At 63.9% G+C, this 24,199-nt stretch carries 21 protein-coding genes; 5 read left to right on the forward strand and 16 right to left on the reverse strand.

Annotation, left to right across the window (positions count from 1 at the left end):
- Positions 1–138 precede the first annotated feature (138 nt).
- The 3 genes from ACDI39_RS25875 to gcl form a co-directional block, all read right to left on the reverse strand.
- Positions 139–1,032, reverse strand: a complete 894-nt coding sequence (locus tag ACDI39_RS25875) for a 2-hydroxy-3-oxopropionate reductase (RefSeq protein ID WP_486537159.1) — start codon at positions 1,030–1,032, stop codon at positions 139–141.
- 93 nt (positions 1,033–1,125) lie between these two features.
- A complete protein-coding gene (gene hyi, locus ACDI39_RS25880; RefSeq protein ID WP_253081823.1) occupies positions 1,126–1,908 on the reverse strand; it encodes a hydroxypyruvate isomerase in 783 nt (260 codons plus the stop codon).
- Positions 1,909–1,965: 57 nt separating this feature from the next.
- Positions 1,966–3,741: a glyoxylate carboligase gene (gcl, locus tag ACDI39_RS25885; RefSeq protein ID WP_486537160.1), complete on the reverse strand. Its 1,776-nt coding sequence runs from the start codon at positions 3,739–3,741 to the stop codon at positions 1,966–1,968.
- Between the two features lie 256 nt (positions 3,742–3,997).
- On the opposite strand from gcl, the gene ACDI39_RS25890 reads away from it, so the two are divergent.
- On the forward strand, positions 3,998–4,438 hold the full coding sequence (locus ACDI39_RS25890) for a GlcG/HbpS family heme-binding protein (RefSeq protein ID WP_225789918.1): 441 nt from the start codon (positions 3,998–4,000) through the stop codon (positions 4,436–4,438).
- A gap of 144 nt (positions 4,439–4,582) precedes the next feature.
- Here ACDI39_RS25890 and ACDI39_RS25895 read toward each other — a convergent pair whose 3' ends face one another.
- Entirely contained in the window at positions 4,583–5,194 is a 612-nt protein-coding gene (locus ACDI39_RS25895) for a TetR/AcrR family transcriptional regulator (protein WP_225789917.1), read from the reverse strand.
- Positions 5,195–5,326: 132 nt separating this feature from the next.
- Between ACDI39_RS25895 and ACDI39_RS25900 the strand changes: the two genes are divergently transcribed.
- Positions 5,327–6,241 carry a DUF808 domain-containing protein gene (locus ACDI39_RS25900; RefSeq protein WP_486537161.1) on the forward strand — a complete coding sequence of 305 codons (915 nt, stop codon included), beginning with the start codon at positions 5,327–5,329 and terminating at the stop codon, positions 6,239–6,241.
- A 210-nt stretch (positions 6,242–6,451) separates the two neighbouring features.
- Here the strand turns inward: ACDI39_RS25900 and ACDI39_RS25905 are convergent, their stop codons facing one another.
- The 7 genes from ACDI39_RS25905 to puuE form a co-directional block, all read right to left on the reverse strand.
- Positions 6,452–7,234, reverse strand: coding sequence for an outer membrane protein OmpK (locus ACDI39_RS25905; RefSeq protein WP_225789915.1), 783 nt, complete (start codon positions 7,232–7,234; stop codon positions 6,452–6,454).
- A 353-nt stretch (positions 7,235–7,587) separates the two neighbouring features.
- Positions 7,588–8,373: an outer membrane protein OmpK gene (locus tag ACDI39_RS25910; protein WP_486537162.1), complete on the reverse strand. Its 786-nt coding sequence runs from the start codon at positions 8,371–8,373 to the stop codon at positions 7,588–7,590.
- A gap of 141 nt (positions 8,374–8,514) precedes the next feature.
- Positions 8,515–9,870 (reverse strand): nucleobase:cation symporter-2 family protein, encoded by a 1,356-nt coding sequence (locus tag ACDI39_RS25915; RefSeq protein ID WP_253081600.1) that lies wholly within the window; start codon positions 9,868–9,870, stop codon positions 8,515–8,517.
- Positions 9,871–10,035: 165 nt separating this feature from the next.
- Positions 10,036–11,352: a urate hydroxylase PuuD gene (locus tag ACDI39_RS25920; RefSeq protein ID WP_225789912.1), complete on the reverse strand. Its 1,317-nt coding sequence runs from the start codon at positions 11,350–11,352 to the stop codon at positions 10,036–10,038.
- Between the two features lie 45 nt (positions 11,353–11,397).
- Complete coding sequence (locus ACDI39_RS25925; RefSeq protein ID WP_133331566.1) at positions 11,398–11,901, reverse strand: ureidoglycolate lyase; 504 nt, start codon at positions 11,899–11,901, stop codon at positions 11,398–11,400.
- 93 nt (positions 11,902–11,994) lie between these two features.
- Entirely contained in the window at positions 11,995–12,510 is a 516-nt protein-coding gene (gene uraD, locus ACDI39_RS25930) for a 2-oxo-4-hydroxy-4-carboxy-5-ureidoimidazoline decarboxylase (RefSeq protein ID WP_225789910.1), read from the reverse strand.
- Complete coding sequence (gene puuE, locus ACDI39_RS25935; RefSeq protein WP_253081599.1) at positions 12,510–13,436, reverse strand: allantoinase PuuE; 927 nt, start codon at positions 13,434–13,436, stop codon at positions 12,510–12,512. The genes uraD and puuE overlap by 1 nt, the downstream gene beginning before the upstream one ends.
- A 391-nt stretch (positions 13,437–13,827) precedes the next feature.
- On the opposite strand from puuE, the gene uraH reads away from it, so the two are divergent.
- The gene (uraH, locus tag ACDI39_RS25940) at positions 13,828–14,181 is read left to right on the forward strand and encodes a hydroxyisourate hydrolase (RefSeq protein WP_225789908.1); all 354 of its coding nucleotides are present in this window, start codon (positions 13,828–13,830) and stop codon (positions 14,179–14,181) included.
- 471 nt (positions 14,182–14,652) lie between these two features.
- Here the strand turns inward: uraH and ACDI39_RS25945 are convergent, their stop codons facing one another.
- Positions 14,653–16,002, reverse strand: a complete 1,350-nt coding sequence (locus tag ACDI39_RS25945) for an NCS2 family permease (protein WP_410045707.1) — start codon at positions 16,000–16,002, stop codon at positions 14,653–14,655.
- Positions 16,003–16,359: 357 nt separating this feature from the next.
- Between ACDI39_RS25945 and ACDI39_RS25950 the strand changes: the two genes are divergently transcribed.
- On the forward strand, positions 16,360–17,118 hold the full coding sequence (locus tag ACDI39_RS25950; RefSeq protein WP_225789907.1) for a GntR family transcriptional regulator: 759 nt from the start codon (positions 16,360–16,362) through the stop codon (positions 17,116–17,118).
- Positions 17,119–17,262: 144 nt separating this feature from the next.
- Complete coding sequence (aqpZ, locus tag ACDI39_RS25955; protein ID WP_225789906.1) at positions 17,263–17,967, forward strand: aquaporin Z; 705 nt, start codon at positions 17,263–17,265, stop codon at positions 17,965–17,967.
- A 51-nt stretch (positions 17,968–18,018) separates the two neighbouring features.
- Here the strand turns inward: aqpZ and guaD are convergent, their stop codons facing one another.
- From guaD to xdhA, 4 genes are all read right to left on the reverse strand, one after another.
- Positions 18,019–19,323: a guanine deaminase gene (gene guaD, locus ACDI39_RS25960; protein WP_225789905.1), complete on the reverse strand. Its 1,305-nt coding sequence runs from the start codon at positions 19,321–19,323 to the stop codon at positions 18,019–18,021.
- Positions 19,324–19,333: 10 nt separating this feature from the next.
- The gene (gene xdhC, locus ACDI39_RS25965) at positions 19,334–20,179 is read right to left on the reverse strand and encodes a xanthine dehydrogenase accessory protein XdhC (protein WP_253167915.1); all 846 of its coding nucleotides are present in this window, start codon (positions 20,177–20,179) and stop codon (positions 19,334–19,336) included.
- Between the two features lie 74 nt (positions 20,180–20,253).
- Positions 20,254–22,653, reverse strand: a complete 2,400-nt coding sequence (xdhB, locus tag ACDI39_RS25970) for a xanthine dehydrogenase molybdopterin binding subunit (RefSeq protein ID WP_253167914.1) — start codon at positions 22,651–22,653, stop codon at positions 20,254–20,256.
- Complete coding sequence (gene xdhA / locus ACDI39_RS25975; protein ID WP_225789902.1) at positions 22,646–24,100, reverse strand: xanthine dehydrogenase small subunit; 1,455 nt, start codon at positions 24,098–24,100, stop codon at positions 22,646–22,648. Before xdhA ends, xdhB begins: the two co-directional genes overlap by 8 nt.
- Positions 24,101–24,199 lie beyond the last annotated feature (99 nt).

Here is a 24,199-nt window from a genome sequence, read left to right on the forward strand (position 1 = left end):
CAGAATCGAAAACGCCCCCGGATCTGCCTCCGTGCAGGCCGAACCAGGGGCGGTCTTCCAGCTGCAAGCTTCGAGCTACAAGCCGCAAGAGAACGCAGGGCTGCTTCTACTTGCCGCTTGAAGCTTGCCGCTTGAAGCTCACTTGTCGTCGCGGATCGAGAAGTTGGCCATGTGCTCCAGGCCTTTGATCAGCGCCGAGTGGTCCCAGTTGCCGCCGCCGAGGGCGACGCAGGTGCTGAACACTTGCTGGGCGTTGGAGGTGTTGGGCAGGTTGATGCCTAGCTCCTTGGCGCCTTGCAGGGCCAGGTTCAGGTCCTTCTGGTGCAGGTTGATGCGAAAGCCCGGGTCGAAGGTGCCCTTGATCATGCGCTCGGCATGCACTTCGAGGATTTTCGAGGAGGCGAAGCCGCCCATCAGCGCTTCGCGGACCTTGGCCGGGTCGGCGCCGTTCTTGGCGGCGAACAGCAGGGCCTCGCCGACGGCCTGGATGTTCAGGGCGACGATGATCTGGTTGGCCACCTTGGCGGTCTGGCCGTCGCCATTGCCGCCGACGCGGGTGATGTTCTTGCCCATGGCCTCGAACAGCGGCAGGGCGCGTTCGAAGGCGTTCGGGCAGCCGCCGACCATGATGCTCAGGGTGCCGGCCTTGGCGCCGACTTCACCGCCGGAGACCGGGGCGTCCAGGTAGGCGGCGCCGGTGGCCTTGATCTTCTCGGCGAAGACCTTGGTGGCGGTGGGCGAGATCGAGCTCATGTCGATCACGATCTTGTTCGGGCCAACGCCTTCGGCCACGCCGTTTTCACCGAACAGGACGGCTTCGACCTGTGGGGTGTCGGGGACCATGACGATGATGAACTCGGCTTCCTGGGCCACTTCCTTCGGGTTGGCCAGGGCGACGGCGCCTGCGGCGATCAGGTCGGCCGGAGCGGCATCGTGGTGGGTGGAAACGAAGAGGCTGTGACCTGCTTTTTGCAGGTTCTGGGCCATGGGCTTGCCCATGATGCCGGTGCCGATGAAACCGATTTTAGCCATGAGAGATTACCTCGTTGTATTTGTTGAATCTCGGTGGAGCAGGCGACGCTGGGAATATGGAAGCCAGCCGGGGCTGCCCCTTCGAGAGCATTCTCAGATCGCGTTGTGGGTCTTCAGCCAGCCCAGGCCCGCCTCGGTGGTGGTCAGTGGCTTGTACTCCGCGCCCACCCAGCCCTGGTAGCCGATGCGGTCCAGGTGTTCGAACAGGAAGCGGTAGTTGATCTCGCCGGTGCCAGGTTCGTTGCGGCCGGGGTTGTCGGCCAGCTGAATGTGGTTGATCAACTTCAGGTTGGCTTCCATGGTGCGCGCCAGGTCACCTTCCATGATCTGCATGTGATAGATGTCGTACTGCAGGAACAGGTTGGCGCTGCCGACTTCGGCCTGGATCTCCAGGGCCTGTTTGGTGGTGTTCAGGTAGAAGCCGGGGATGTCGCGGGTGTTGATCATTTCCATGACCAGGCGGATACCGGCGGCTTCGAGCTTGTCGGCGGCGTACTTGAGGTTGTCGACGAAGGTCTTGCGCACGGTGGCGCAGTCCGGGCCTTGTGGGCGGATGCCGGCCAGGCAGTTGACCTGGGTGTTGCCCAGGACCTTGGCGTATTCGATGGCCTTGTCGACCCCGGCGCGGAATTCCTCGACGCGGTCGGGGTGGCAGGCGATGCCGCGCTCGCCTTGCGCCCAATCGCCCGCCGGGAGGTTGAACAGCACCTGGGTCAGGCCGTGGGCGTCGAGCTGTTGCTTGATCTCGGCGGCGCTGAAATCGTACGGGAAGAGGTATTCGACACCGCTGAAGCCAGCGTCGGCGGCGGCCTTGAAGCGGGCCAGGAAGTCCTGCTCGGTGAACAGCATGGACAGGTTGGCAGCGAAGCGAGGCATGGTTGTCTCCTTGCAGATGAAAGCCCCCGGCACAGCCGGCACGGGGGCGTCAGGCGGTCAGTCCAGCAGCGAGATCGCGGTAGGCGCGTCGTTGCCGACCAGGGCCAGGTCTTCGAACTCGTTGACCGCGTTGATCTCGGTACCCATGGAAATGTTGGTCACACGCTCGAGAATCACCTCGACCACCACCGGCACCCTGTGTTCTTCGGCCATCTTCTGCGCCTTGAGCAGGGCAGGGGCGATCTCGGCCGGCTCGAACACGCGCAGTGCCTTGCAACCCAGGCCTTCGACCACGGCCACGTGGTCCACGCCGTAGTTGTTGGCTTCGGTGGCGTTGATGTTCTCGAACGCCAGTTGAACACAGTAATCCATGTCGAAGCCACGCTGGGCCTGGCGGATCAGGCCGAGGTAGGCGTTGTTCACCAGCACGTGGACGTAGGGCAGGTTGAACTGCGCGCCCACGGCCAGCTCTTCGATCATGAACTGGAAGTCGTAGTCACCCGACAGCGCGACGACCTTGCGCTTGGGATCGGCCTTGACCACGCCCAGGGCGGCGGGGATGGTCCAGCCCAGCGGGCCGGCCTGGCCGCAGTTGATCCAGTGACGCGGCTTGTACACGTGCAGGAACTGCGCGCCGGCGATCTGCGACAGGCCGATGGTGCTGACGTAGCAGGTGTCCTTGCCGAACACTTGGTTCATCTCTTCGTAGACGCGCTGCGGCTTGACCGGCACGTTGTCGAAGTGGGTCTTGCGCTGCAGGCTCGACTTGCGCTGCTGGCAGTCTTGCAGCCACTCGCCGCGGTTCTTGAGCTTGCCGGCGGCCTTCCACTCGCGGGCCACTTCGATGAAGGCATCCAGCGCGGCGCCGGCATCGGAGACGATCCCCAGGTCGGGGGTGAACACGCGGCCGATCTGGGTCGGTTCGATGTCCACGTGGATGAAGGTGCGGCCTTCGGTGTAGACGTCGACCGAACCGGTGTGGCGGTTGGCCCAGCGGTTGCCGATGCCGAACACCAGGTCGGACTTGAGCAGGGTGGCGTTGCCGTAGCGGTGCGAGGTTTGCAGGCCGACCATGCCGACCATCTGCGGGTGGTCGTCAGGGATGGTGCCCCAGCCCATCAGGGTCGGGATGACCGGCACGCCGGTCAGTTCGGCGAACTCGACCAGCTTGTCGCTGGCGTCGGCGTTGATGATGCCGCCACCGGCGACGATCAGCGGGCGCTCGGCTTCATTGAGCATGGCCAGGGCCTTCTCGGCCTGGACGCGGTTGGCCGCTGGCTTGTGGACCGGCAGGGGTTCGTAGGCGTCGATGTCGAATTCGATCTCGGCCATCTGCACGTCGAACGGCAGGTCGATCAGCACGGGGCCCGGGCGGCCGGTGCGCATTTCGTAGAAGGCTTTCTGGAAGGCGTAGGGCACCTGGCCCGGTTCCAGGACGGTGGTGGCCCACTTGGTCACCGGCTTGACGATGTTGGTGATGTCGACGGCCTGGAAGTCTTCCTTGTGCAGGCGTGCGCGCGGGGCCTGGCCGGTGATGCAGAGGATCGGGATGGAGTCGGCCGAGGCACTGTACAGGCCGGTGACCATGTCGGTGCCGGCAGGGCCGGAGGTGCCGATGCACACGCCGATGTTGCCGGGGTTGGCGCGGGTGTAGCCCTCGGCCATGTGCGAGGCGCCTTCGACGTGACGAGCGAGGACGTGATCGATGCCACCGACTTTCTTCAGGGCCGAGTACAGCGGGTTGATGGCAGCCCCCGGGATGCCGAACGCGGTATCTACACCTTCACGGCGCATGACCAGAACGGCTGCATCGATTGCTCTCATTTTGCTCATGGTTTGTGCCTCATCGATTTTGTAATTGTATACAACTTGCTTTGCGGTAGAGTGTATTCACGCTCAGCGGCTTAGGTCAATCCATTTTCATCCCGGGAAGTGGCGTTCGTCGGAATGCCCTTGAAAACTGGGTTTCGCCGTGTCGTGCACGATATTTTAAAAATATTGTATACAAAAAGTATGAGCGTTGTGTTCTATTGAGCTATCGGTTTTCAACTGCCCTCAGGGCTTCTCACAACAAGAAGAGGACCTTTCCATGAACGCATTGACCCTGAAAGTCGCTGTCAGCCTGGTGAACGCCGCGCTGGCCGCTGGCCGCAAGATCGACGCCGCACCGTTGACGGTGGCGGTGCTGGATGCCGGCGGGCATCTATTGGCGCTGCAACGCGAGGATGGCGCCAGCCTGCTGCGTCCGCAGGTGGCGATAGGCAAGGCCTGGGGAGCTGTCGCCGTGGGCAAGGGGTCGCGCCTGCTGGCGCTGGATGCCCAGCAGCGCCCGGCGTTCTTCGCCGCGCTCAATGGCCTGGGCGAGCGCCCGGTGGTGCCGGCGCCGGGTGGTGTGCTGGTGCGCGATCAGGACGGCAAGGTGCTGGGAGCGGTGGGGATCAGCGGCGATACCTCGGATATTGACGAGCAGTGCGCGATCAGTGCGATCGAGGAGGTGGGGTTGACGGCGGATGCCGGTGTAGTGGCGTGATCCGTTGACGGTGCAAGGGGCTGCTTGGCAGCCCATTCGCGGCACGAGGCCGCTCCCACAGGTTCGGCGCTGTGCTTGAGAAGAGCGCATGGCCCGTGGGAGCGGCCTCGTGCCGCGAGGGGCGCGAAGCGGCCCCAGTGAGGTTCAGGCGGCCTCGGGCTCGCAGCCCTTGAGCACCAAGCGAATGATGGTCTGCGCCGCCGCGTCGTAGTCACTGTCGGCGAGCTTGGCCTTGCCGGTCACCACCGCGATCTGCCAGTCGAAGTCGGCATAGGTCTGGGTCGCCGCCCAGATGCTGAACATCAGGTGGTGAGGGTCGACCGGGGCGATCTGCTTGCGCTCGATCCAGCGCTGGATGCACTCGATGTTGTGCCGTGCCTGTTCGTTGAGCTGCTCCACCTGCTTCGGTGAAAGGTGCGGGGCGCCATGCATGATTTCGCTGGCGAACACCTTGGAGGCATGGGGCAGGTCGCGGGAAATGCGGATCTTCGAGCGGATATACGCGCTCAGCACTTCCCTGGGGTCGCCGTCGGCATTGAACGGCGTGGAGGCCTGCATGATCGGCGCGATGATGCTTTCCAGCACTTCGCGGTAGAGGTTTTCCTTGGACTTGAAGTAGTAGTAGACGTTCGGCTTGGGCAGCCCGGCCTTGGCGGCGATGTCGCTGGTCTTGGTGGCGGCGAAGCCCTTGTCGGCGAATTCCTCGCTGGCTGCGCGCAGGATCAGTTCCTTGTTGCGCTCGCGAATGGTGCTCATTGTCGGGAATCTTCCTTTGTCTGGCCACCTCTAGGAGGGTCCGGCATGGTAGCACCCGCTTCGCCGGGCGCTCAAGGCAGCATCCCTGGGCTAGAATTCGAGCTTCTCACAACCCCTCGGAAGCAGGTGAACATGGCAGGAAGCAGTCTACTGGTGTTGATCGACGACATCGCCACGGTACTGGACGATGTCTCGGTGATGACCAAGGTCGCGGCGAAGAAGACCGCAGGCGTGCTGGGCGACGACCTGGCACTCAATGCCCAGCAGGTCACGGGCGTACGGGCCGAGCGGGAGATCCCGGTGGTCTGGGCGGTGGCCAAGGGCTCGTTGGTGAACAAGGCGATCCTGGTGCCGGCGGCGCTGCTGATCAGTGCCTTCATCCCCTGGGCGGTGACGCCGCTGTTGATGCTCGGCGGTGCCTACCTGTGCTTCGAGGGCTTCGAGAAGCTGGCGCACCGGTTCCTGCACAGCAAGGCCGAGGATGAGGCCGAGCACAGTGCGCGCAAGGAGGCGGTGGCCGACCCCGAGATCGACCTGGTGGCCTACGAGAAAACCAAGATCAAGGGAGCGGTGCGCACCGACTTCATCCTCTCGGCGGAAATCATCGCCATCACCCTGGGCACCGTGGCCGATGCGCCGCTGAGCCAGCAGATCATCGTGCTGTCGGGTATCGCCATCGTCATGACCATCGGTGTCTATGGCTTGGTGGGTGGGATCGTCAAGCTCGACGACCTGGGGCTGTGGATGACCCAGAAAGCCTCGCCGATTGCCCGCGCGGTGGGCAATGGCATCCTGCGCGCGGCGCCGTACATGATGAAGAGCCTGTCGGTGATCGGCACTGCGGCGATGTTCCTGGTCGGTGGCGGGATCCTGGTGCATGGCATCGCGCCGCTGCACCATGCCATCGAGGCGTTCAGCGACGGGCGGGGTGGGGCATTGACCGGCGCGTTGCTCAATGGTGTGGCTGGAGTCGTGGCCGGGGCCGTGGTGCTGGCGGTAGTCAGTGTGGTGGGCAAGCTGTGGCGGGCGCTGCGGCCAGCGGCTTGAGCGGAGGATGGCTGGGGCGATGCCCCGGATCGCGGCGGTTCGGTGCCTTGGCAGGCTCGCTCCCAGGGTTGCGAGCCGATCACGAGTGGCGCGGTGTGCAGGGGCCTTGTGGGAGCGGGCTTGCCCGCGAACAAGGGCGCCGCCCTTGCCATGCTCCGGTGATACCGGGACAGGCGCATTCGCAGACAAGCCCGCTCCCGCATGCTCAGGTCAGAAGTGCACCTTGAGCAGGAAGCTCATGGTGTTCTGGTCGGTCGTGAACGCATCGCTGTCCTTGATGCCGTACTTGTTCTTCCAGTAGTCGTACTCGATACCCACGTACAACTGCTTCTCGCCAAGCTTGAGCGCCTTGCCCAGGTCGTACTTGACCTGCGGGTTGAAGTGCAGGTTGGCCTGGTAGGTGCCGCGGCGGTTCTCGTCGTTGTCCACCACCCAGTCCATGAAGCCGTCGATGAGCAGGTCGGACGAACCCACGGGAATGGTGTACGACCACACCGGGGTGATCTGCCAGACATTGTCACCCGGGCGGCTGCCATCGGTGGTGCGCTGGTAGAAGTTCAGCTGGAAGTAGTCGAAGCCTGGGATGTCCAGGTCGAAGCCGGGGCCGATCAGGTAGGCCTCGGTGTCACCTTCGCCGAACTCGTAGGTCATCGCCAGGAGCACGTCCTTGACCGGGCCGAACGCCAGCTGCTGGTCGAAGATCTTGCCGAACGACAGGCGCGGGCTGATCTCGCCGTAGTAGGTGTTCGGGCCGTTGTTGGCGTCTTTCTTGCCTTGGTAGAAGATCTTGTCGATGAAGATGAAGTTGTCGCCGTACTTCCAGCCGTCGGCGTGCTCGAAGGTGAAGGTCTGCTGGATGTCAGGGTTCACCTTGAAGTTCTTGCCCCACAGGTAGGTGAGGCTGTTGTTCTGCCATTGCAGCAGGTCGCCGGCGAAACTGGTACCGCAAGCCAGCAGGCCGCCGGCGAGGATCAGGCTGTTGAGGGTACGCATTGCGTGGGTCGCTCCCTTGATTGGATCTGTTGTCAGCGCTCTGCGGCGCTATTTTTGTCTTTTGGGTCAGCTTTTTTCGATTGGCCACAGCTGTTTGGCAAGAGCTGCGCCAACCTTTCCGGGTTAGTCACAACCATCCTGCTCGACTTCGTTCTGAACGGATGAAAATGGGTATTTCAGGCTGGCAACACGTTGGCCAACCGCCCGAATTCATTGACTGAGCGGTCAGTAAACGCGGGCAGGGTCCGTCCTGCCCCGATCGAGGGGGCGCGCAGATTACTCACTTGCGCGCCTTGCCTCAAGTGCTCCGTCCTGGCGCACTATGTCATAAAACCTGATTTATGAGTCAACTTTTAGAAGTGTACCTTCACCAAGGCACTGGTCACGCTCTGGTTGCTGTCCAGGTTGCCGCGGCTGTCGATGCCGTACTTGTCCTTCCAATAGCTGTATTCGATACCCACGTAGAGCTGCTTGGCGCCCAGGTTCAGGGCCTTGCCCAGGTCGTACTTGACCTGTGGGTTGAACTGCAGGTTGGCGTGGTAGGTGCCTCGGCGGGTCTCGTCGTTGTCCACCACCCAGTCGATGTAGCCGTCGATGAGCAGGTCGGAGTTGCCCACGGGGATGGTGTAGGACCAGCTCGGGGTGATCTGCCAGACATTGTCGCCCGGTCGGCTGCCTTCGGTGTTGCGCCAGTAGAAGTTCAGGTTGAAGTAGTTGAAGCCGGGGATCGCCAGGCTGAAACCGGGGCCGATCAGGTAGGCCTCGTTGTCGCCTTCGCCGCTCTCGTAGGTCATGGCCAGCAGCACGTCCTTGACCGGGCCGAACTCGAGCTTGCGGTCGAAGATCTTGCCGAACGACAGGCGCGGACTGAACTCGCCGTAATAGGTGGTGACGCCTTTGTTCGGGTCGGCCTGGCCGTTGTAGAAGATCTTGTCGATGAACAGGAAGGTGTCGCCATACTTCCAGCGGTTGGCGTGCTCGAACGTCAGCGTTTGCTGGATGCGGGGGTTGATCTTGAAGTCCTTGCCGTACAGGTAGGTCAGGCTTTCGCCATGCCACTCCAGCAGGTCGCCCGCGAACGCGGGGAGGGTGGCCAAGAGGCTGCTGCCCAGCAGCAGGGACGAGGTGATGCGCTTCATGTCGTGATTCCCGGACTTATTGTTTTTGTTGGCGTTTTTTTGGCGCGCAGGCGCCCCGGACGGCCCATTCCGGCGGGCCGACGGTCCAGCGGTTACGACGGGGGGAACGAGGGGGCGGCGCAGGCCGCCCCCCCGTCTGGCTCAGTGCTGGTGACAGGCGTCGTTGTGCGCCGCGCGGTCAGCGCCACCGAGGATGTTGAACAGCAGGTTCAGCACCAGTGCACTGACCGTGGCCATGGCGATGCCGCTGTGGGTGATGGGCTCCATCCACTGGGGCAACTGCGCGAAGAACTCCGGTCGGACCACGGGGATCAGGCCGAGGCCGACGCTGACCGCCACCAGCAACTGGTTGCGCCGATCGGAGATGTCCGCTTCCTGGAGGATCTTGATCCCCGTGGCGGTGACCATGCCGAACATGGCGATGGACGCGCCACCGAGGACCGCGGGCGGGATCGAGGCGATCAGGAAGGCCGCCTTCGGCAGCAGGCTGAGCAGGATCAGCAAGGCGCCCGCGACCACGGTGACGTAGCGGCAGCGCACCCCGGTCATCTGCACCAGGCCGATGTTCTGGGCGAAGGAGGAGTGGGTGAAGGTGTTGAAGAAACCGGCGACGAACGAGGCGCCGGCGTCGCACATCAGGCCGCGACGCAGCATGCCCGGGGTGACTTCGCGGTCGGTGACCTTGCCCAGGGCGAGGAACATGCCGGTGGACTCGACGAAGATGATCACCACCACCAGGCACATGGACAGGATCGGCGCCAGGCTGAAGGTCGGCATGCCGAAGTGCAGCGGGGTGACCACCTGCAGCCACGGCGCCTGGGAGAGGCCGGAGAGGTCGACCATGCCGATCGAGCCGGCCAGGACGTAGCCCAGGCCCATGCCTACCAGCACCGAGACATTGACCCAGAAGCCGCGCATGAAGCGGTTGATCAGCAGGATCACCGACAGCACCAGGCCGGCCACCAGCAGGTAGATGGGCGAGCCGAAGGTCTCGGCCTCATGGCCACCACCGGCCCAGTTGACCGCGACCGGGAACAGCGACAGGCCGATCGAGGTGATCACCGTGCCGGTGACCAGCGGTGGGAAGAAGCGCACCACCTTGGACATGAACGGCGCGATCAGCATGCCGAAGAACCCGGCGGCGATGGTCGCGCCGAAGATCCCCTGCAGGCCCACGCCCGGCATGCCAGCCATGGCCACCATGCTGCCGACGGCGGCGAAGCTGGCACCCATCATCACTGGCATGCGGATACCCACCGGGCCGATGCCGAACGACTGGACGATGGTGGCGACGCCGGCGACCAGCAGGTCGGCGTTGATCAGGAAAGCGACTTCTTCACGAGACAGCCCAGCGGCCTGGCCGATGATCAGGGGCACGGCGATCGCGCCGCCATACATCAGCAGTACATGTTGCAGGCCCACCAGAATCAGTTGGAACAGGGGTAGGGGTTGTCGTGGGGGCGCAACGGGGATGTACGCCTTGCGTGACTCGGACATGCAGCACCTCGAGTTTTGTTTTTATTCTCGGATCCAAGCGCCAGGCTTCAGGCGGCAGGCTTCAAGAAAAAGCCTGGGGTTCCCGCGTTGAAGCCTGACGCTCGATGCTTGCTTGTTACGTACTACGTGCAGCGTGGAGCTTGTGGCTCGCAGCTGTTGCCTGGGTCAGTTGACCGGAGCGCCTTTGGCGATCCAGGCACCGACCAGGTTGCGTTCTTCCTGGGTCATCTGGGTGATGTTGCCCAGCGGCATGATCTGGCTGGCGACAGCCTGCGCTTGGATGCGCGCGGCCTGGGCCTGGATCTGCTGCGGGGTGTCGAACACCACGCCGCCAGGGGCGGTGCTGAACAGCGGGCTGGTCGGCTTGGCCGAGTGGCACACGGTGCAGCGTTCCTGGATGACGGTGTGGATCTTCTCGAAACCACCCGGGGCGACCTGTGCGGTGGCCGGGGCCTCGGCTGCAGCGGCTGGAGCCTCGGCGGCCTTGGCGGCTTCCTCGGCGCGCCGCTCGGCGGCGGTCTTGCCACCGACGGCAGTGGCTGGCAGCGGCTGGTACTCGATCGCGGCCTGCTCAGGGGCTACCGACATCGGCTTGGGACCGGTCACATAGGCCAGGCAGATCATCGCCAGGGCGCCGACGGGCAGGGTCCAGGCGTACTTGTTGCTGTCGTGGCGGGTGTTGAAGTAGTGACGGATCAGTACCGCGGCCACTGCGATCCCGGCCAGGATCAACCAGTTGTACTGGCTGCCGTAAGTGCTCGGGAAGTGGTTGCTGATCATGATGAACAGCACCGGCAGGGTGAAGTAGTTGTTGTGGCGCGAACGCAGCAGGCCCTTGGCCGGCAGTACCGGGTCAGGGGTTTCGTTCTTCTCGATCGCCGCCACCAGCTGGCGCTGGGCCGGCATGATGATGCGGAACACGTTGCCGACCATGATGGTGCCGATGATCGCGCCGGTGTGCAGGTAGGCACCGCGGCCGCTGAACACCAGGCTGAAGCCCCAGCAGGCGGCGATGATCAGCACGAACAGCACGCCGCCGAGCAGGGCGGGGCGCTTGCCCAGGGGCGAGTCGCAGAGGAAGTCGTAGATGAACCAGCCGGCGATCAGCGAGCCGATACCGATGGCCACGCCCTCGGCACCGCTCAGGGTGCTGCCGGGTGCCAGCAGGTAGAGGGTCGGGTTCCAGTAGAACACCACGCACAGCAGGGCGATACCGGACAGCCAGGTGAAGTAGGCTTCCCATTTGAACCAGTGCAGGTTCTCCGGCATCTTCGGCGGGGCGAGCTTGTACTTCTCCAGGTGGTAGATACCGCCGCCGTGGATGGCCCAGAGGTCACCCGACAGCCCTTCGCGCGGGCTGCTGCGGTTGAGGTTGTTCTCCAACCAGACGAAGTAGAACGACGCACCGATCCAGGCGATACCGGTGATCATGTGAACCCAGCGAATGCTCAGGTTCAGCCATTCGTGAAGGTGTGCTTCCACAGTATGTACCTCATGCCGGTCACCGACGCGATGACCGACCTTTTCTTATTGGTGGGGATTGAGGATCAGCATCTGTTCCTCGGTGAAGTAATGCTCGTCGCAGTTGTTGCCAGAACCACTGCGATCAACCACCAGGAAGTCATCCCGCTTTTCGATCGTCAGCACCGGGTGGTGCCAGACGCCGCGATGGTAATTAACGCCCTGCCTGCCATTACTGCGGAAGGCTCGGACCAAGCCTGATACAGGTGCATCGCCAACGGGCGCGACCACGATCAGAAAGGGGTTGCCGAGCAGCGGGATGAAAGCCTGGCTGCCCAGCGGATGGCGTTCCAGCATGCGCACGGTCAAAGGCATCTCCAGGGCGTCGGCGCGGAAGATGCTGATGATCGCCTTGTCCTCGGGCTCGGCGGTCTCGACCGTGGCGAGCTTGTGGAAGCGCATGGTCGAACCGTTGTTGATCATGAAGTGGTCGCTGCCGTCGGTTTCGATCACGTCACCGAAGGGGGCGAAGGCTTCTTTGGTCAGGGGCTCGATCATGAGTGTGCGCATGCGGTTATCTCTTTGTTCTGTGTTCTATTCAGGGTGAGAGGCCGGCCCCGGGGCGATCGCGTCGCGCGCTCGGGGCCGGCCGGGCACCGTCTCTTAAAGTTGCAGCAGGCGGAACAGGGCGATCAGGTTGATCTGCGCCAGCGCTTCCTTGAACTCGGTATCGACGTCGTTGTGGATACGCTTCTCGAAGGCGGCGAGGATCTGGTGCCGGTTGCTGCCCTTGACCGCCATGATGAACGGGAACTTGAACTTGGCCTTGTAGGCATCGTTGAGTTCGGTGAAGCGGGCGAATTCCTCGGGCGTGCACTGGTGGATGCCGGCGCCAGCCTGTTCGTTGGTGCTCGATTCGGTCAGTTCGCCCTGGATGGCCGCTTTACCTGCCAGGTCCGGGTGCGCATTGATCAGCGCCAGTTGCTCGTCGTGGCTGGCGCTGAGCAGGATGTCGCTCATGCGCTGGTGCAGCGCCTCGATCTCGTCCAGCTCGCCCAGTTGGCCGAGATCGTAGGCTTTTTCGGCGACCCACGGCGAGTGCTCGTAGATGTCGGCGAAGGCCTTGACGAAGGCGTCACGCTCCAGGGTCGATGGCTTGAGGGTCTTGAAGGCGGTCATCAGGCGTTCTCTTTCTTGTACGGGTGGGTGGCGTGCCAGTGGCGGGCGATGTCCACGCGACGGGCGAACCAGACCTGCTCGTGGCTCTTGGCGTAGTCGATGAAGCGCTTGAGCGCGGCCAGGCGTGCCGGGCGGCCGACCAGGCGGCAATGCAGGCCGATCGACAGCATTTTCGGTGTCTCGGCGCCTTCTTCGTAGAGCACGTCGAAGGCGTCCTTGAGGTACTGGAAGAACTGCTCGCCGCAGTTGAAGCCCTGGACCTGGGTGAAACGCATGTCGTTGGTGTCCAGGGTGTAGGGGATCACCAGGTGCGGCTTGCCGGTCGGGTTGTTCGGCTCCCAGTAGGGCAGGTCGTCGTCGTAGGTGTCGCTGTCATAGAGAAAACCGCCTTCCTCCATCACCAGGCGACGGGTGTTCGGGCCGGTGCGGCCGGTGTACCAGCCCAGCGGGCGCTCGCCGGTCAGTTCGGTGAGGATGCGGATGGCTTCGAGCATGTGCTCGCGCTCCTGGGCCTCGTCCATGTTCTGGTAGTCGATCCAGCGGTAGCCGTGGCTGCAGATCTCGTGGCCGGCCTCGACCATGGCGCGGATCACGTCGGGGTGGCGCTGGGCGGCCATGGCCACGGCGAAGACGGTGAGCGGGACGCCGCTGTCCTTGAACAGCTTGAGCAGGCGCCATACGCCGGCACGGCTGCCATACTCGTAGAGCGACTCCATGCACATGTTGCGCTGGCCCTGCAGGGGCTGGGCGGCGACCATCTCGGAAAGGAAGGCTTCGGATTCCTTGTCGCCGTGCAGGATGTTGCGCTCGCCGCCTTCTTCATAGTTGAGCACGAAAGACAGGGCGATGCGGGCATTCCCCGGCCAGCGCGGGTGAGGTGGAGTGTTGCCGTAACCGATCAGGTCGCGAGGATAGTCAGCGCTCACTGCAGTCTTCCTTCTTGTACGTTAGTGCGGGTGGTGGGCGGGCCGCGTCGGGATGTCGCACTCACCGGATGAGGTGATTGTATACAACTTCTGAATCCTTTTGTAAGCCCGTTTTTCCGCATTTCTTCCCATTTGTCGGTTGGGAATACGTTGCAAGAAACCTGCCTGATCGGTCAGCTAATGACGCCGACGTCGGCACGGAGCCTGTCTTTGCGACTGATGGGCTCTGTTGTGGGGAGGGAAGGCGCGCGCTGGAAGAGGGTGATAGAAAATTGTGTACAATTTATCGAGAAAATGTCTTAATGGCGTTACTCCCGCACACCACAGGCCCCTGGGCGTGGTGCTAGCCGTGTATTTTTTGCCCACAGATTGAACAAGAGGCGACAAGCAAATGGGACGTTTGACCACACACGTACTGGATGCCGCTCACGGCTGCCCGGGCAGCTCGATCAAGGTCGAGCTGTACCGTGTCGAAGGCCAGCAACTGGAGCTGGTGAACACTGCCCTGACCAACAGCGATGGCCGCGTCGACGCGCCGCTGTTGCAGGGTGACGACTACCGTACCGGCGTGTACCAGCTGCAGTTCAGCGCTGGCGATTACTACCGTGCTCGCGGTGTGAAGCTGCCGGAGCCGGCCTTCCTGGATGTCGTGGTGCTGCGCTTTGGCATCGACGAGCAGCAGGAGCACTACCATGTACCGCTGTTGATCTCGCCTTACAGTTACTCGACCTATCGTGGAAGCTAGTTGGTCGCTAGAAGAATCTTCGTAGGTCCTTGGCCCGCTCTCACACTGGCGGGCTTTTTTTCGTCTGGAATTTGGGGCTTGCAGCCTGTTCGACGGGGGGCATTCCACGTGTGTTGCCAGGGTTGGCCTTCGCGGCGATTCGGCGCGCTGATAAGCCTGCAAACCACCTCGCCTGCGATCGACTTGCAAGCCTGTTCGGTCCCCTGGGCTGCACTGTCGCACCATGAACAGTTCGGCTGGCAGGGTTTCTGGGAGCAGCTTGTCCGCGGATAGGTCAAAGAATGCTGGGGCCGCTGCGCGCCCCTTTCCGACCGGTACGGCGCCCCGGCAAGGCCGCTCCCACAGACACCGCGCTGTTCGGTCATTCAGCGCAATGCCTGTGGGAGCGGCCTTGTGTCGCGAAAGGGCTGCAAATGCAGCCCCAGGCGACTTCAGGTGGAAAGGGGTAAACGAATGCCCACCCCCTGGCAATCAAAGAAACACGAACTTGGCAATGAAGATCGCGCACAGCACCCACAGGCTGGCCGAGATTTCCTTGTACTTGCCGGTCCCCGCCTTGAGCGCCACGTAGCTGATGAAGCCCAGGGCGATGCCGTCGGCCACCGAGAAGGTCAGCGGCATCATGATTACCGTGACGATCGCCGGAATGCTGTCGGTGGCTTCGTCCCAGTGGATGTGCGCCATGCTGCCCATCATCAGCATGGCCACGTAGATCAGCGCACCGGCGGTGGCATAGGCCGGGATCATGCCGGCCAGCGGGGCGAAGAACATGGCGGCGACGAACAGCAGGCCGACCACCACGGCGGTCAGGCCGGTGCGACCACCGGCGGCGACGCCTGCGGCACTCTCGACGTAGCTGGTCACTGGCGGTACGCCTACCACGGCACCGAACACGCTCGAGGAACTGTCTGCCTTCAACGCCCGCGACAGGTTCTCGATACGCCCGTCCGGCGCCACCAGGTTGGCCCGTTGCGCCACGCCCATCAGGGTGCCGGCGGTATCGAACATGTGCACGAACAGGAACGCCAGCACCACGCTGATCATGCTGACGTTGAACACGCCAGCCACGTCCATCGCCATCCAGGTCGGCGCCAGGCTCGGCGGCATCGACATGACCCCGCCAAACTTCACCAGCCCCAGACCCCAACCGGCCAGGGTGACACCGATGATGCTGATCAGGATCGCGCCGAACACGCGCTTGTAGCTGAGGATGGCGATCGACAGGAAGCACAGCGCCGCCAGCAGTGGGCCTGGCTCATGCAGCGAGCCGAGCTTGATCAGGGTGGCCGGGCTGTCGACGATGATACCCGCGGTCTTGAGGCCGATCAGTCCGAGAAACAATCCGACGCCGGCCCCCATCGCGTGCCGCAGGCTCACCGGGATGCTGTTGAGCAGCCACTCGCGCACCCTCGACAAGGTCAGGAACATGAACAGCACGCCGGAGACGAATACCGCACCCAGCGCCGCCTCCCAGGTGTAGCCCATGGTGGCGACCACGGTATAGGTGAAGAAGGCGTTGAGCCCCATGCCCGGTGCCAGGCCCACCGGCCAGTTGGCGTACAGGCCCATCAGCAGGCAACCGAGGGCGGCGGAGATGCAGGTGGCGACGAATGCCGCACCGTGGTCGATGCCGGCGTCGGCCATGATGTTGGGGTTGACGAAGATGATGTAGGCCATGGTGATGAAGGTGGTCACCCCGGCGATCAGCTCGGTCCTGACGGTGCTGCCATGTTGCTTGAGTTTGAAAATCCGCTCCAGCCAGCTCGTTTCGAGCGGTGGGGCGAGATCCAGCGTAGGGGCGTCGGATTTGCGGCTTTCCACAGCGAGTACTCCTCAAGTCTTTCTTGTTGTTCTGGAGCCTTGGTCCTGCGTCGTGCACTTGGCGGCTCCGCGAGGGGGATTGGCAGACGTCTGACCGGTTTGTTGACTTTCGGGTCAAGAAGTCGCTCGGTGGATTATGCTTTTGTGTACAAATAATGCAAATAATGTTTTATCTTTTGTTCGCACGATCTGGCGCACAGTGGCTATATAGGCAAAGGCCACCTGCAGAAATCGATATGCCTGTGTACAATAGGCCGATACCTTGATCCCTTATTTTTCTTTCCAGGACTTGCCAGCCACCCTCTGACAGGTATTACAGTCAAGGTCCGACTGGCGGATCCCCGTGCTCGAGTGCCCATGAACGAACAGCTGCAACCTCTGAAGAAACCTGCGCGCAACGGCAAGGCCGGCCGCAGCGGTACCCAGGACGACATCGTCTACGCCCATGTATTCGATGCCATCCTCGAGCAGCGTCTGGCGCCGGGCACCAAGTTGAGCGAGGAAGCGTTGGGCGAGATCTTCGGCGTCAGCCGCACCATCATCCGCCGCGCCTTGTCGCGCCTGGCCCATGAAAGCGTGGTGCTGCTGCGACCCAACCGGGGCGCGGTGGTGGCCAGCCCGACGGTGGAGGAGGCGCGCCAGGTGTTCTTCTCCCGGCGCATGGTCGAACGCGCCATCACCGAACTGGCGGTGCAGCACGCCACTGCCGAGCAATTGAACGAACTGCGCCAGATGGTCCGCGAGGAGCGCGACAGTTTCTCCCGTGGCGATCGGGGTGCCGGGATTCGCCTCTCTGGCGAATTCCACCTCAAGCTGGCCGAGGCGGCCGGCAACGCGCCGCTGATCAGCTTCCAGCGCAGCCTGGTGTCGCAGACCTCGCTGATCATCGCCCAGTACGAGAGCGGCAACCGCTCGCACTGTTCCTACGACGAGCACATGCAGTTGATCGACGCCATCGAGGCCCGTGACCTGGACCAAGCGGTGAGCCTGATGATGCACCACATGGACCATATCGACAGCAAGCTGAACCTGGACGAGGAGAGCGCCTCGGACGACCTGCATGCGGTGTTCTCGCACCTGCTGCAGAAAAAGCCCAAGGTGTCGGCCAAGGGTTGATCGTTTGCCTGGGCTGGCGCATTGGGGCCGCTGATAGCCAACCTACTGGCCCTTGGCCAAGGCTCTGCTAGATTCATTTCTGCAAACCTTCATCGAGCAGTTGGGCTTGCGCCTGTGTCGCATCAACTACTTGAGGAAGGATCCATGACTATTTCTCTGGGTAAGCGCATGGGTGCCGAGCTGGTCGGCACCTTCTGGCTGGTCCTGGGTGGCTGCGGCAGTGCCGTGCTGGCTGCCAGCTTTCCCACCGGCATCGGTGTGCTCGGCGTCGCCTTGGCATTCGGCCTCACGGTCCTGACCATGGCCTTCGCCATCGGCCATATCTCCGGTTGTCATCTCAACCCCGCGGTGTCGCTGGGGCTGGTGGTGGGCGGGCGGTTTCCGGCCAAGGAACTGCTGCCATACATCGTCGCCCAGGTGATCGGCGCGATCCTGGCGGCGGCGGTGATCTATTTCATCGCCAGCGGCAAGGCCGGCTTCGAGCTGTCGTCGGGGCTTGCTTCCAATGGCTATGCCGAGCATTCGCCGGGCGGCTACTCGCTGGCGGCGGGGTTCACCAGCGAGGTGGTGATGACCGCGATGTTCCTGGTGATCATCATGGGGGCCACCGACTCGCGGGCGCCGGCGGGTTTCGCGCCGATTGCCATCGGCCTGGCCCTGACCCTCATCCACCTGATCTCCATCCCGGTGACCAACACCTCGGTGAACCCGGCGCGTAGCACTGGGCCGGCGCTGTTCGTCGGTGGCTGGGCGCTGCAGCAGCTGTGGTTGTTCTGGCTGGCGCCGCTGATTGGCGCGGCGATCGGTGGGGCCCTGTACCGAGGGCTTGCGCCAGCACCTGATCGTTGAGGGCCTAGCGGCAGTGGGGCGCGCGAAGCGCCCCCAAAGGGCACGCGACCCTTAGCGCTGGTGCACGCAGCGCCCTGCCGCGTAGGTCTGGCGCACGGTGCGGTCGTCGCCCAGGGTGGTGAGCACGAACAGGGTTTCCTCGATGCTGCTGGACTGCTGGATACGGTAGTCCAGCAGCGGCGTGGCCTTGTAGTCGAGCACCACGAAGTCGGCATCCAGGCCCGGGCGCAGGCTGCCGATGCGATCGTCCAGGCGCAGCGCGCGGGCGCCGCCGAGGGTGGCCAGGTACAGGGACTTGTACGGGTGCAGGCGCGCGCCTTGCAGCTGCATGACCTTGTACGCCTCGTTCAGGGTATTGAGCAACGAGAAGCTGGTGCCAGCGCCGACGTCGGTGCCCAGGCCCACGTTGACCTTGAAGCGCTCGGCCTGGGGCAGGTTGAACAGGCCGCTGCCGAGGAACAGGTTGGAGGTCGGGCAGAAGGCCACGGCCGAGCCGGTCTCGGCCAGGCGCTGGCACTCTTCGTCGCACAGGTGCACGCCATGGGCGAACACCGAGCGCTCGCCGAGCAGTTGGTAGTGGTCGTAGACGTCCAGGTAGCCCTTCTGCTCCGGGAACAACGCCTTGACCCAGTCGATCTCCTTGAGGTTCTCGGACAAGTGGGTGTGCAGGTAGAGGCCTGGGTATTCCTTGAGCAACTGGCCCGCCAGAGCCAACTGTTCCGGGGTGCTGGTCGGGGCGAAGCGCGGGGTCACCGCATAGTGCAGGCGGCCCTTGCCGTGCCAGCGTTCGATCAGCGCCTTGCTCTGGGTATAGCTCGACTCGGCGGTATCGGTCAGGTAGTCGGGGGCATTGCGGTCCATCATCACCTTGCCGGCGATCATGCGCAGGTCGAGGCGCTCGGCTTCCTCGAACAAGGCATTGACCGACTCGGGGTGTACGCTGCCGAACACCAGGGCGGTGGTGGTGCCGTTGCGCAGCAGTTCCTTGAGGAAGATCTTCGCCACCTTGTCGGCGTGATCCTTGTCGGCGAACTGCTTCTCGCAGGGGAAGGTGTAGGTGTTCAGCCAGTCCAGCAACTGCTCGCCGTAGGAGCCGATCATGCCGGTCTGCGGGAAGTGGATGTGGGTGTCGATGAAGCCCGGGGTGATCAGGGCATCGCGGTGGTGCACCACCTCGATGCCGGCCTCCAGGGTCGGCAGCAGTTCGCTGGCATGGCCGATGGCACTGATACGGCCATCGTCGACCACCAGCAGGCCGTCTTCGAAATATTCGTGGGAAGCGTCGAGGCCCACCTCGGCCGGGTCGTCGATGCTGTGCAGGATGGCGGCTCGGTAGGCTTTGCGGGTTGCGCTCATGGCAGTCTCGTCAAATGGCTTGGCTGCGCCGGGAGGGCGGCAGCAACTGGGCAATGGGGCCTGAATTGGCGGCAGCGTCGTGCTGGCCGAAGCAGGCGTTGTAGGTGGCAATGATTTCCGCGGCGATGGACACGGCGATCTCGATCGGCAGCTTGCCCTTGACCTCGGCCAGGCCCATCGGGCAGCGCATGCGCGCCACCACGGCGTCGTCGTAGCCGCGCTCGCGCAGGCGGTGCTCGAACTTGACCCGCTTGGTCTTCGAGCCGATCAGGCCGAACCAGGTGAAGTCGTTGCGCTTGAGGATGGCCGCGGTCAGTTCCAGGTCGAGCTGGTGGTTGTGAGTCATGACGATGCAGTAGCAGCCTGCGGGCAGCTCGGCGACTTCGTCGACCGGTTCCTCGCTGACGACCTTGGTCACCCCGGCGGGGATGCTCTGGGGGAATTCCTGCTCGCGCGAATCGATCCAGCGCACCCGGCAGGGCAGCGCGGCGAGCAAGGGTACCAGAGCGCGGCCGACATGGCCCGCGCCGAACACGGCGATCTGCGCCTGCACCGCAGCCATGGGCTCGAACAGCAGCACGGTGACGCCGCCGCAGCACTGGCCGAGGCTCGCGCCCAGGCTGAAGCGCTCCAGGTGGGGCGTGCCGCGTTGTTCCTGGAGCATCTGCCGGGCGATGTGCAGGGCCTTGTACTCCAGGTGGCCGCCGCCGATGGTGTCGTACAGGCCGGTGGCACTGACCACCATTTTCGAGCCGGCGTTGCGCGGGGTGGAGCCGCGCTCCTCGATGATGGTCACCAGAACGCAGGGTTCGCCGCGGGCTTGATGGTCGGCGAGGGCGTTGATCCATTGGTGCATGATGCAACCTCTCTAAGTTGCGCCGCGGACCCTGTGGGAGCGGGCTTGCCCGCTCCCACAGGGTTTCTTCGCTGTCAGTGGGTGACGGTTTCCAGTTCCTGTTCGACAGATTGCCGCTGGGCCACCGCCTTGCGCATCTGCTCGCAGCCCCACAGCACCCGCTCCGGCGTTGCCGGGGCATCGATGTCCGGTTGCACGCGGTAGTCGGCGATGCTCGCCACCGCATCCTTGAGTGCGCACCAGGCGGCGATGCCGAGCATGAATGGCGGCTCGCCCACGGCCTTGGAGTGGAACACCGTGTCCTCGGGGTTCTTGCGGTTCTCCACTAGCTTGACCCGCAGGTCCAGGGGCATGTCGGCCACGGCCGGGATCTTGTAGCTGGCCGGGCCGTTGGTCATCAGCTTGCCCTTGGCGTTCCACACCAGCTCCTCGGTGGTCAGCCAGCCCATGCCCTGGATGAAGCCACCTTCCACCTGGCCGATGTCGATGGCCGGGTTCAGCGAGTCGCCGACGTCGTGCAGGATGTCGGCGCGCAGCATGCGGTATTCGCCGGTCAGGGTGTCGACGATCACCTCGACGCAGGCGGCGCCGAAGGCGAAGTAGTAGAACGGCCGGCCGCGTGCCTGGTCGCGGTCGTAGTAGATCTTCGGCGTGCGGTAGAAGCCGGTGCTCGACAGCGACACCTGGGCGAAATAGGCCTGCTGCACCAGGGTCTCGAAGCTGATGATTTCGTCGCGCACGCGCACATGGCCGTTGCGGAACTCCACATCCTCCTCGGTGACCTTGTAGTGGCGGGCGGCGAATTCGGTCAGGCGCTTCTTGAGAATCTCGGCGGCGTTCTGCGCCGCCTTGCCGTTGAGGTCGGCGCCGCTGGAGGCCGCGGTCGGCGAGGTGTTGGGCACTTTGTCGGTGTTGGTGGCGGTGATCTGGATGCGCCCGAAGTCGACCTGGAACACCTGCGCCACCACTTGGGCGACCTTGGTGTTCAAGCCCTGGCCCATCTCGGTGCCACCGTGGTTCAGGTGGATGCTGCCGTCGGTGTAGATATGGATCAGCGCACCGGCCTGGTTGAGGAAGGTAGCGGTGAACGAAATGCCGAACTTGACCGGGGTCAGCGCCAGGCCCTTCTTGAGCACCGGGCTGTGTTCGTTGAAACGCCGGATCGATTCGCGGCGCTCGGCATAGTCGGCGCTGGCCTCGAGTTCGGCGGTCATTTCCTCGAGCATGTTGTGCTCGACGGTCTGGTAGTAGTGGGTGACGTTGCGCTCGGTCTTGCCGTAGTAGTTGGCCTTGCGCACTGCCAGCGGGTCGAGGGCCAGGTGGCGGGCGATGTGGTCCATCACCTGCTCGATGGCGACCATGCCCTGGGGGCCGCCGAAGCCGCGGTAGGCGGTGTTGGAGGCGGTGTTGGTCTTGCAGCGGTGGCCGTGCACCGTGGCGTCGCCCAGGTAGTAGGCGTTGTCGGAATGGAACATGGCGCGGTCGACGATCGAGCCGGAGAGGTCCGGCGAATAACCGCAGTTGCCGGCCAGGTCCAGGTTGATGCCATGCAGGCGGCCCTGGTCGTCGAAGCCCACGTCGTATTCGACGTAGAACGGGTGACGCTTGCCGGTCATGGTCATGTCTTCCATGCGCGGCAGGCGCATCTTGGTCGGCTGGCCGGTCAGGCGGGCGATCACCGCGCACAGGCAGGCGGGGCTGGCGGCTTGGGTCTCCTTGCCACCGAAGCCACCGCCCATGCGGCGCATGTCGACGACGATCTTGTTCATCGGCACGTCCAGCACCTCGGCGACCAGCTTCTGCACCTCGGTGGGGTTCTGGGTCGAGCAGTAGACGATCATGCCGCCATCCTCGGTGGGCATCACCGAAGAGATCTGCGTCTCCAGGTAGAAGTGCTCCTGGCCACCGATGTGCAGGGTGCCTTGCAGGCGGTGCGGGGCGCTGGCCAGGGCCGTGCTCGAATCACCGCGCCGGTGGGTGTGGCTGTCGAGCACGAAGTGCTGCTTGCGAAACGCCTCGACCACGTCCAGCACAGGCTCCAGGTCCTCGTACTCGACGATCGCCGCCATCGCTGCGCGGCGTGCGGTGTCGAGGTCGCGGGCGGCCACGGCGAGCACCGGTTGGCCGAAGAACTCGACCTTGTCGATGGCCAGCAGCGGGTCGCCGGCGACCACCGGGCCAATGTCCTTCAGGCCCGGGATGTCCTCGTGGGTGATGGCGATGCGCACGCCCTCGAAGGCATAGCAGGGCGTGGTGTCGATGCGCAGGATGCGTGCATGGGCGCGGTCGGAGGTGCGCGCATAGACGTGCAACTGGTTGGGGAATTCCAGGCGGTCATCGATGTACACCGCTTCACCGGACACATGCTTGTCGGCGCTGTCGTGCTTGACGCTACGGCCGACACCGGTGGTCAGGCCCTGGCGGAACAGTTCGGCCATCTCGGCCTGGCTCTTGGCTGAGTGATGGTTAGACATATGCGGTCACCCGGGTCTCGATGTACGGCGTTTGCAGTTCGATGAAATACTTGCGCAGCAGGTTCTGCGCGGTCAGCAGGCGGTATTCCTTGCTGGCGCGAAAATCCGTGAGCGGGGTGAAGTCTTCGGCCAGGGCCTGGCAGGCACGCTCGACGCTCGCCTGGTTCCACGGCTTGCCGAGCAGCGCGGCCTCGCAGGCACGGGCGCGCTTGGGGATCGCCGCCATGCCGCCGAAGGCGATCCGTGCACCGCTGACCACGCCGTCCTCGATGCGCAGGTTGAACGCCGCGCACACCGCCGAGATGTCGTCGTCCAGGCGCTTGGACACTTTGTAGGCGCGGAACGTCCAGTCGCTGCTGGCGCGCGGCACGATGACCTTCTCGATGAACTCGCTGTCCTGGCGCGCGGTGATGCGGTAGTCGATGAAGTAGTCCTCCAGCGCCAGCACGCGCTGGTTCTCGCCCTGGCGCAGGACGATCTGCGTATCCAGGGCGATCAGCAGGGGTGGCGAGTCGCCGATCGGCGAGGCGTTGCCGATGTTCCCGCCCAGGGTGCCCTGGTTGCGGATCTGCAGCGAGGCGAAGCGGTGCAGCAGGGCACCGAAGTCGGGGTATTCCTCGTTGAGCGCGGTATAGCAGTCGGTCAGCGGGGTGGCGGCACCGATTTCCAGGTGGGTCGCGGTCTTGTCGATACGCTTGAGCTCGGCCACGCCACCGACGTAGATCATCACCGGCAAGGTCTTGTGGAACTGGGTGACCTCCAGGGCCAGGTCGGTACCGCCAGCCAGCAGGCGTGCCTCGGGATGGGAGCTGTACAGCTCGGCCAGGTCGGCCACGGTCAGCGGCACCAGGCAGCGCTTGTCGCCGCTGTTGAGCTCGCCGGTCTCGCTTGGGGCGATGGCCTTGAGGCGGGCGATGGTTTGGGCCTGCTGTTCGTCGAACTGGTCGCGGCAGGGGCGGGCGCAGCTCTGTTCGGCGGCGGCGAGGATCGGCCGGTAGCCGGTGCAGCGGCACAGGTTGCCGGCCAGGGCTTCCTGGGCATGGTGCAGGTCGTGGCCGTCGCTGTTCTTCTGCAGGGCGAACAGCGACATGACGAAGCCGGGGGTGCAGAAGCCGCACTGGGAGCCATGGCAGTCGGCCATGGCCTGCTGCACGCTGTGCAGCTCGCCCTTGTGCTTGAGGCCTTCGACGCTGATCAGTTGCTTGCCGTGCAGCGACGAGACGAAGGTCAGGCACGAGTTGAGGCTGCGGTAGCGCAGGGTGTCGCGGCCCTGGTCGTCCTGGGCCAGCTCGCCCACCACCACGGTACAGGCGCCGCAGTCGCCGCTGGCGCAGCCTTCCTTGGTGCCGGGTTTGCCCAGGTGCTCACGCAAGTACTGCAGCACCGTCATGTTCGGGTCCAGGGCGTGCTCACTCTGCAGCTCCTGGTTGACGAGAAACTGGATCACGGGGAAGGCCTCGCAATGGTTTTATTGTTGTTCGGACGGACTCTAAGCAACGCTTGACCTCTTGGTCAATATTTTTCTGACCCAAAGGTCAAGAAATTA

This window comes from Pseudomonas sp. Tun-23181 (genome assembly GCF_057415455.1).

Coding starts and splice junctions, on each gene's coding strand:
- ACDI39_RS25875 (WP_486537159.1), bottom strand. CDS start 1,032: ATGGCTAAAATCGGTTTCATCGGCACCGGCATCATGGGCAAGCCCATG.
- ACDI39_RS25905 (WP_225789915.1), bottom strand. CDS start 7,234: ATGCGTACCCTCAACAGCCTGATCCTCGCCGGCGGCCTGCTGGCTTGC.
- ACDI39_RS25925 (WP_133331566.1), bottom strand. CDS start 11,901: ATGCGCACACTCATGATCGAGCCCCTGACCAAAGAAGCCTTCGCCCCC.
- ACDI39_RS25900 (WP_486537161.1), top strand. CDS start 5,327: ATGGCAGGAAGCAGTCTACTGGTGTTGATCGACGACATCGCCACGGTA.
- hyi (WP_253081823.1), bottom strand. CDS start 1,908: ATGCCTCGCTTCGCTGCCAACCTGTCCATGCTGTTCACCGAGCAGGAC.
- guaD (WP_225789905.1), bottom strand. CDS start 19,323: ATGAGCGCAACCCGCAAAGCCTACCGAGCCGCCATCCTGCACAGCATC.
- ACDI39_RS25915 (WP_253081600.1), bottom strand. CDS start 9,870: ATGTCCGAGTCACGCAAGGCGTACATCCCCGTTGCGCCCCCACGACAA.
- ACDI39_RS25910 (WP_486537162.1), bottom strand. CDS start 8,373: ATGAAGCGCATCACCTCGTCCCTGCTGCTGGGCAGCAGCCTCTTGGCC.
- ACDI39_RS25890 (WP_225789918.1), top strand. CDS start 3,998: ATGAACGCATTGACCCTGAAAGTCGCTGTCAGCCTGGTGAACGCCGCG.
- uraH (WP_225789908.1), top strand. CDS start 13,828: ATGGGACGTTTGACCACACACGTACTGGATGCCGCTCACGGCTGCCCG.
- aqpZ (WP_225789906.1), top strand. CDS start 17,263: ATGACTATTTCTCTGGGTAAGCGCATGGGTGCCGAGCTGGTCGGCACC.
- gcl (WP_486537160.1), bottom strand. CDS start 3,741: ATGAGCAAAATGAGAGCAATCGATGCAGCCGTTCTGGTCATGCGCCGT.
- ACDI39_RS25895 (WP_225789917.1), bottom strand. CDS start 5,194: ATGAGCACCATTCGCGAGCGCAACAAGGAACTGATCCTGCGCGCAGCC.
- xdhB (WP_253167914.1), bottom strand. CDS start 22,653: ATGTCTAACCATCACTCAGCCAAGAGCCAGGCCGAGATGGCCGAACTG.
- xdhC (WP_253167915.1), bottom strand. CDS start 20,179: ATGCACCAATGGATCAACGCCCTCGCCGACCATCAAGCCCGCGGCGAA.
- ACDI39_RS25950 (WP_225789907.1), top strand. CDS start 16,360: ATGAACGAACAGCTGCAACCTCTGAAGAAACCTGCGCGCAACGGCAAG.
- uraD (WP_225789910.1), bottom strand. CDS start 12,510: ATGACCGCCTTCAAGACCCTCAAGCCATCGACCCTGGAGCGTGACGCC.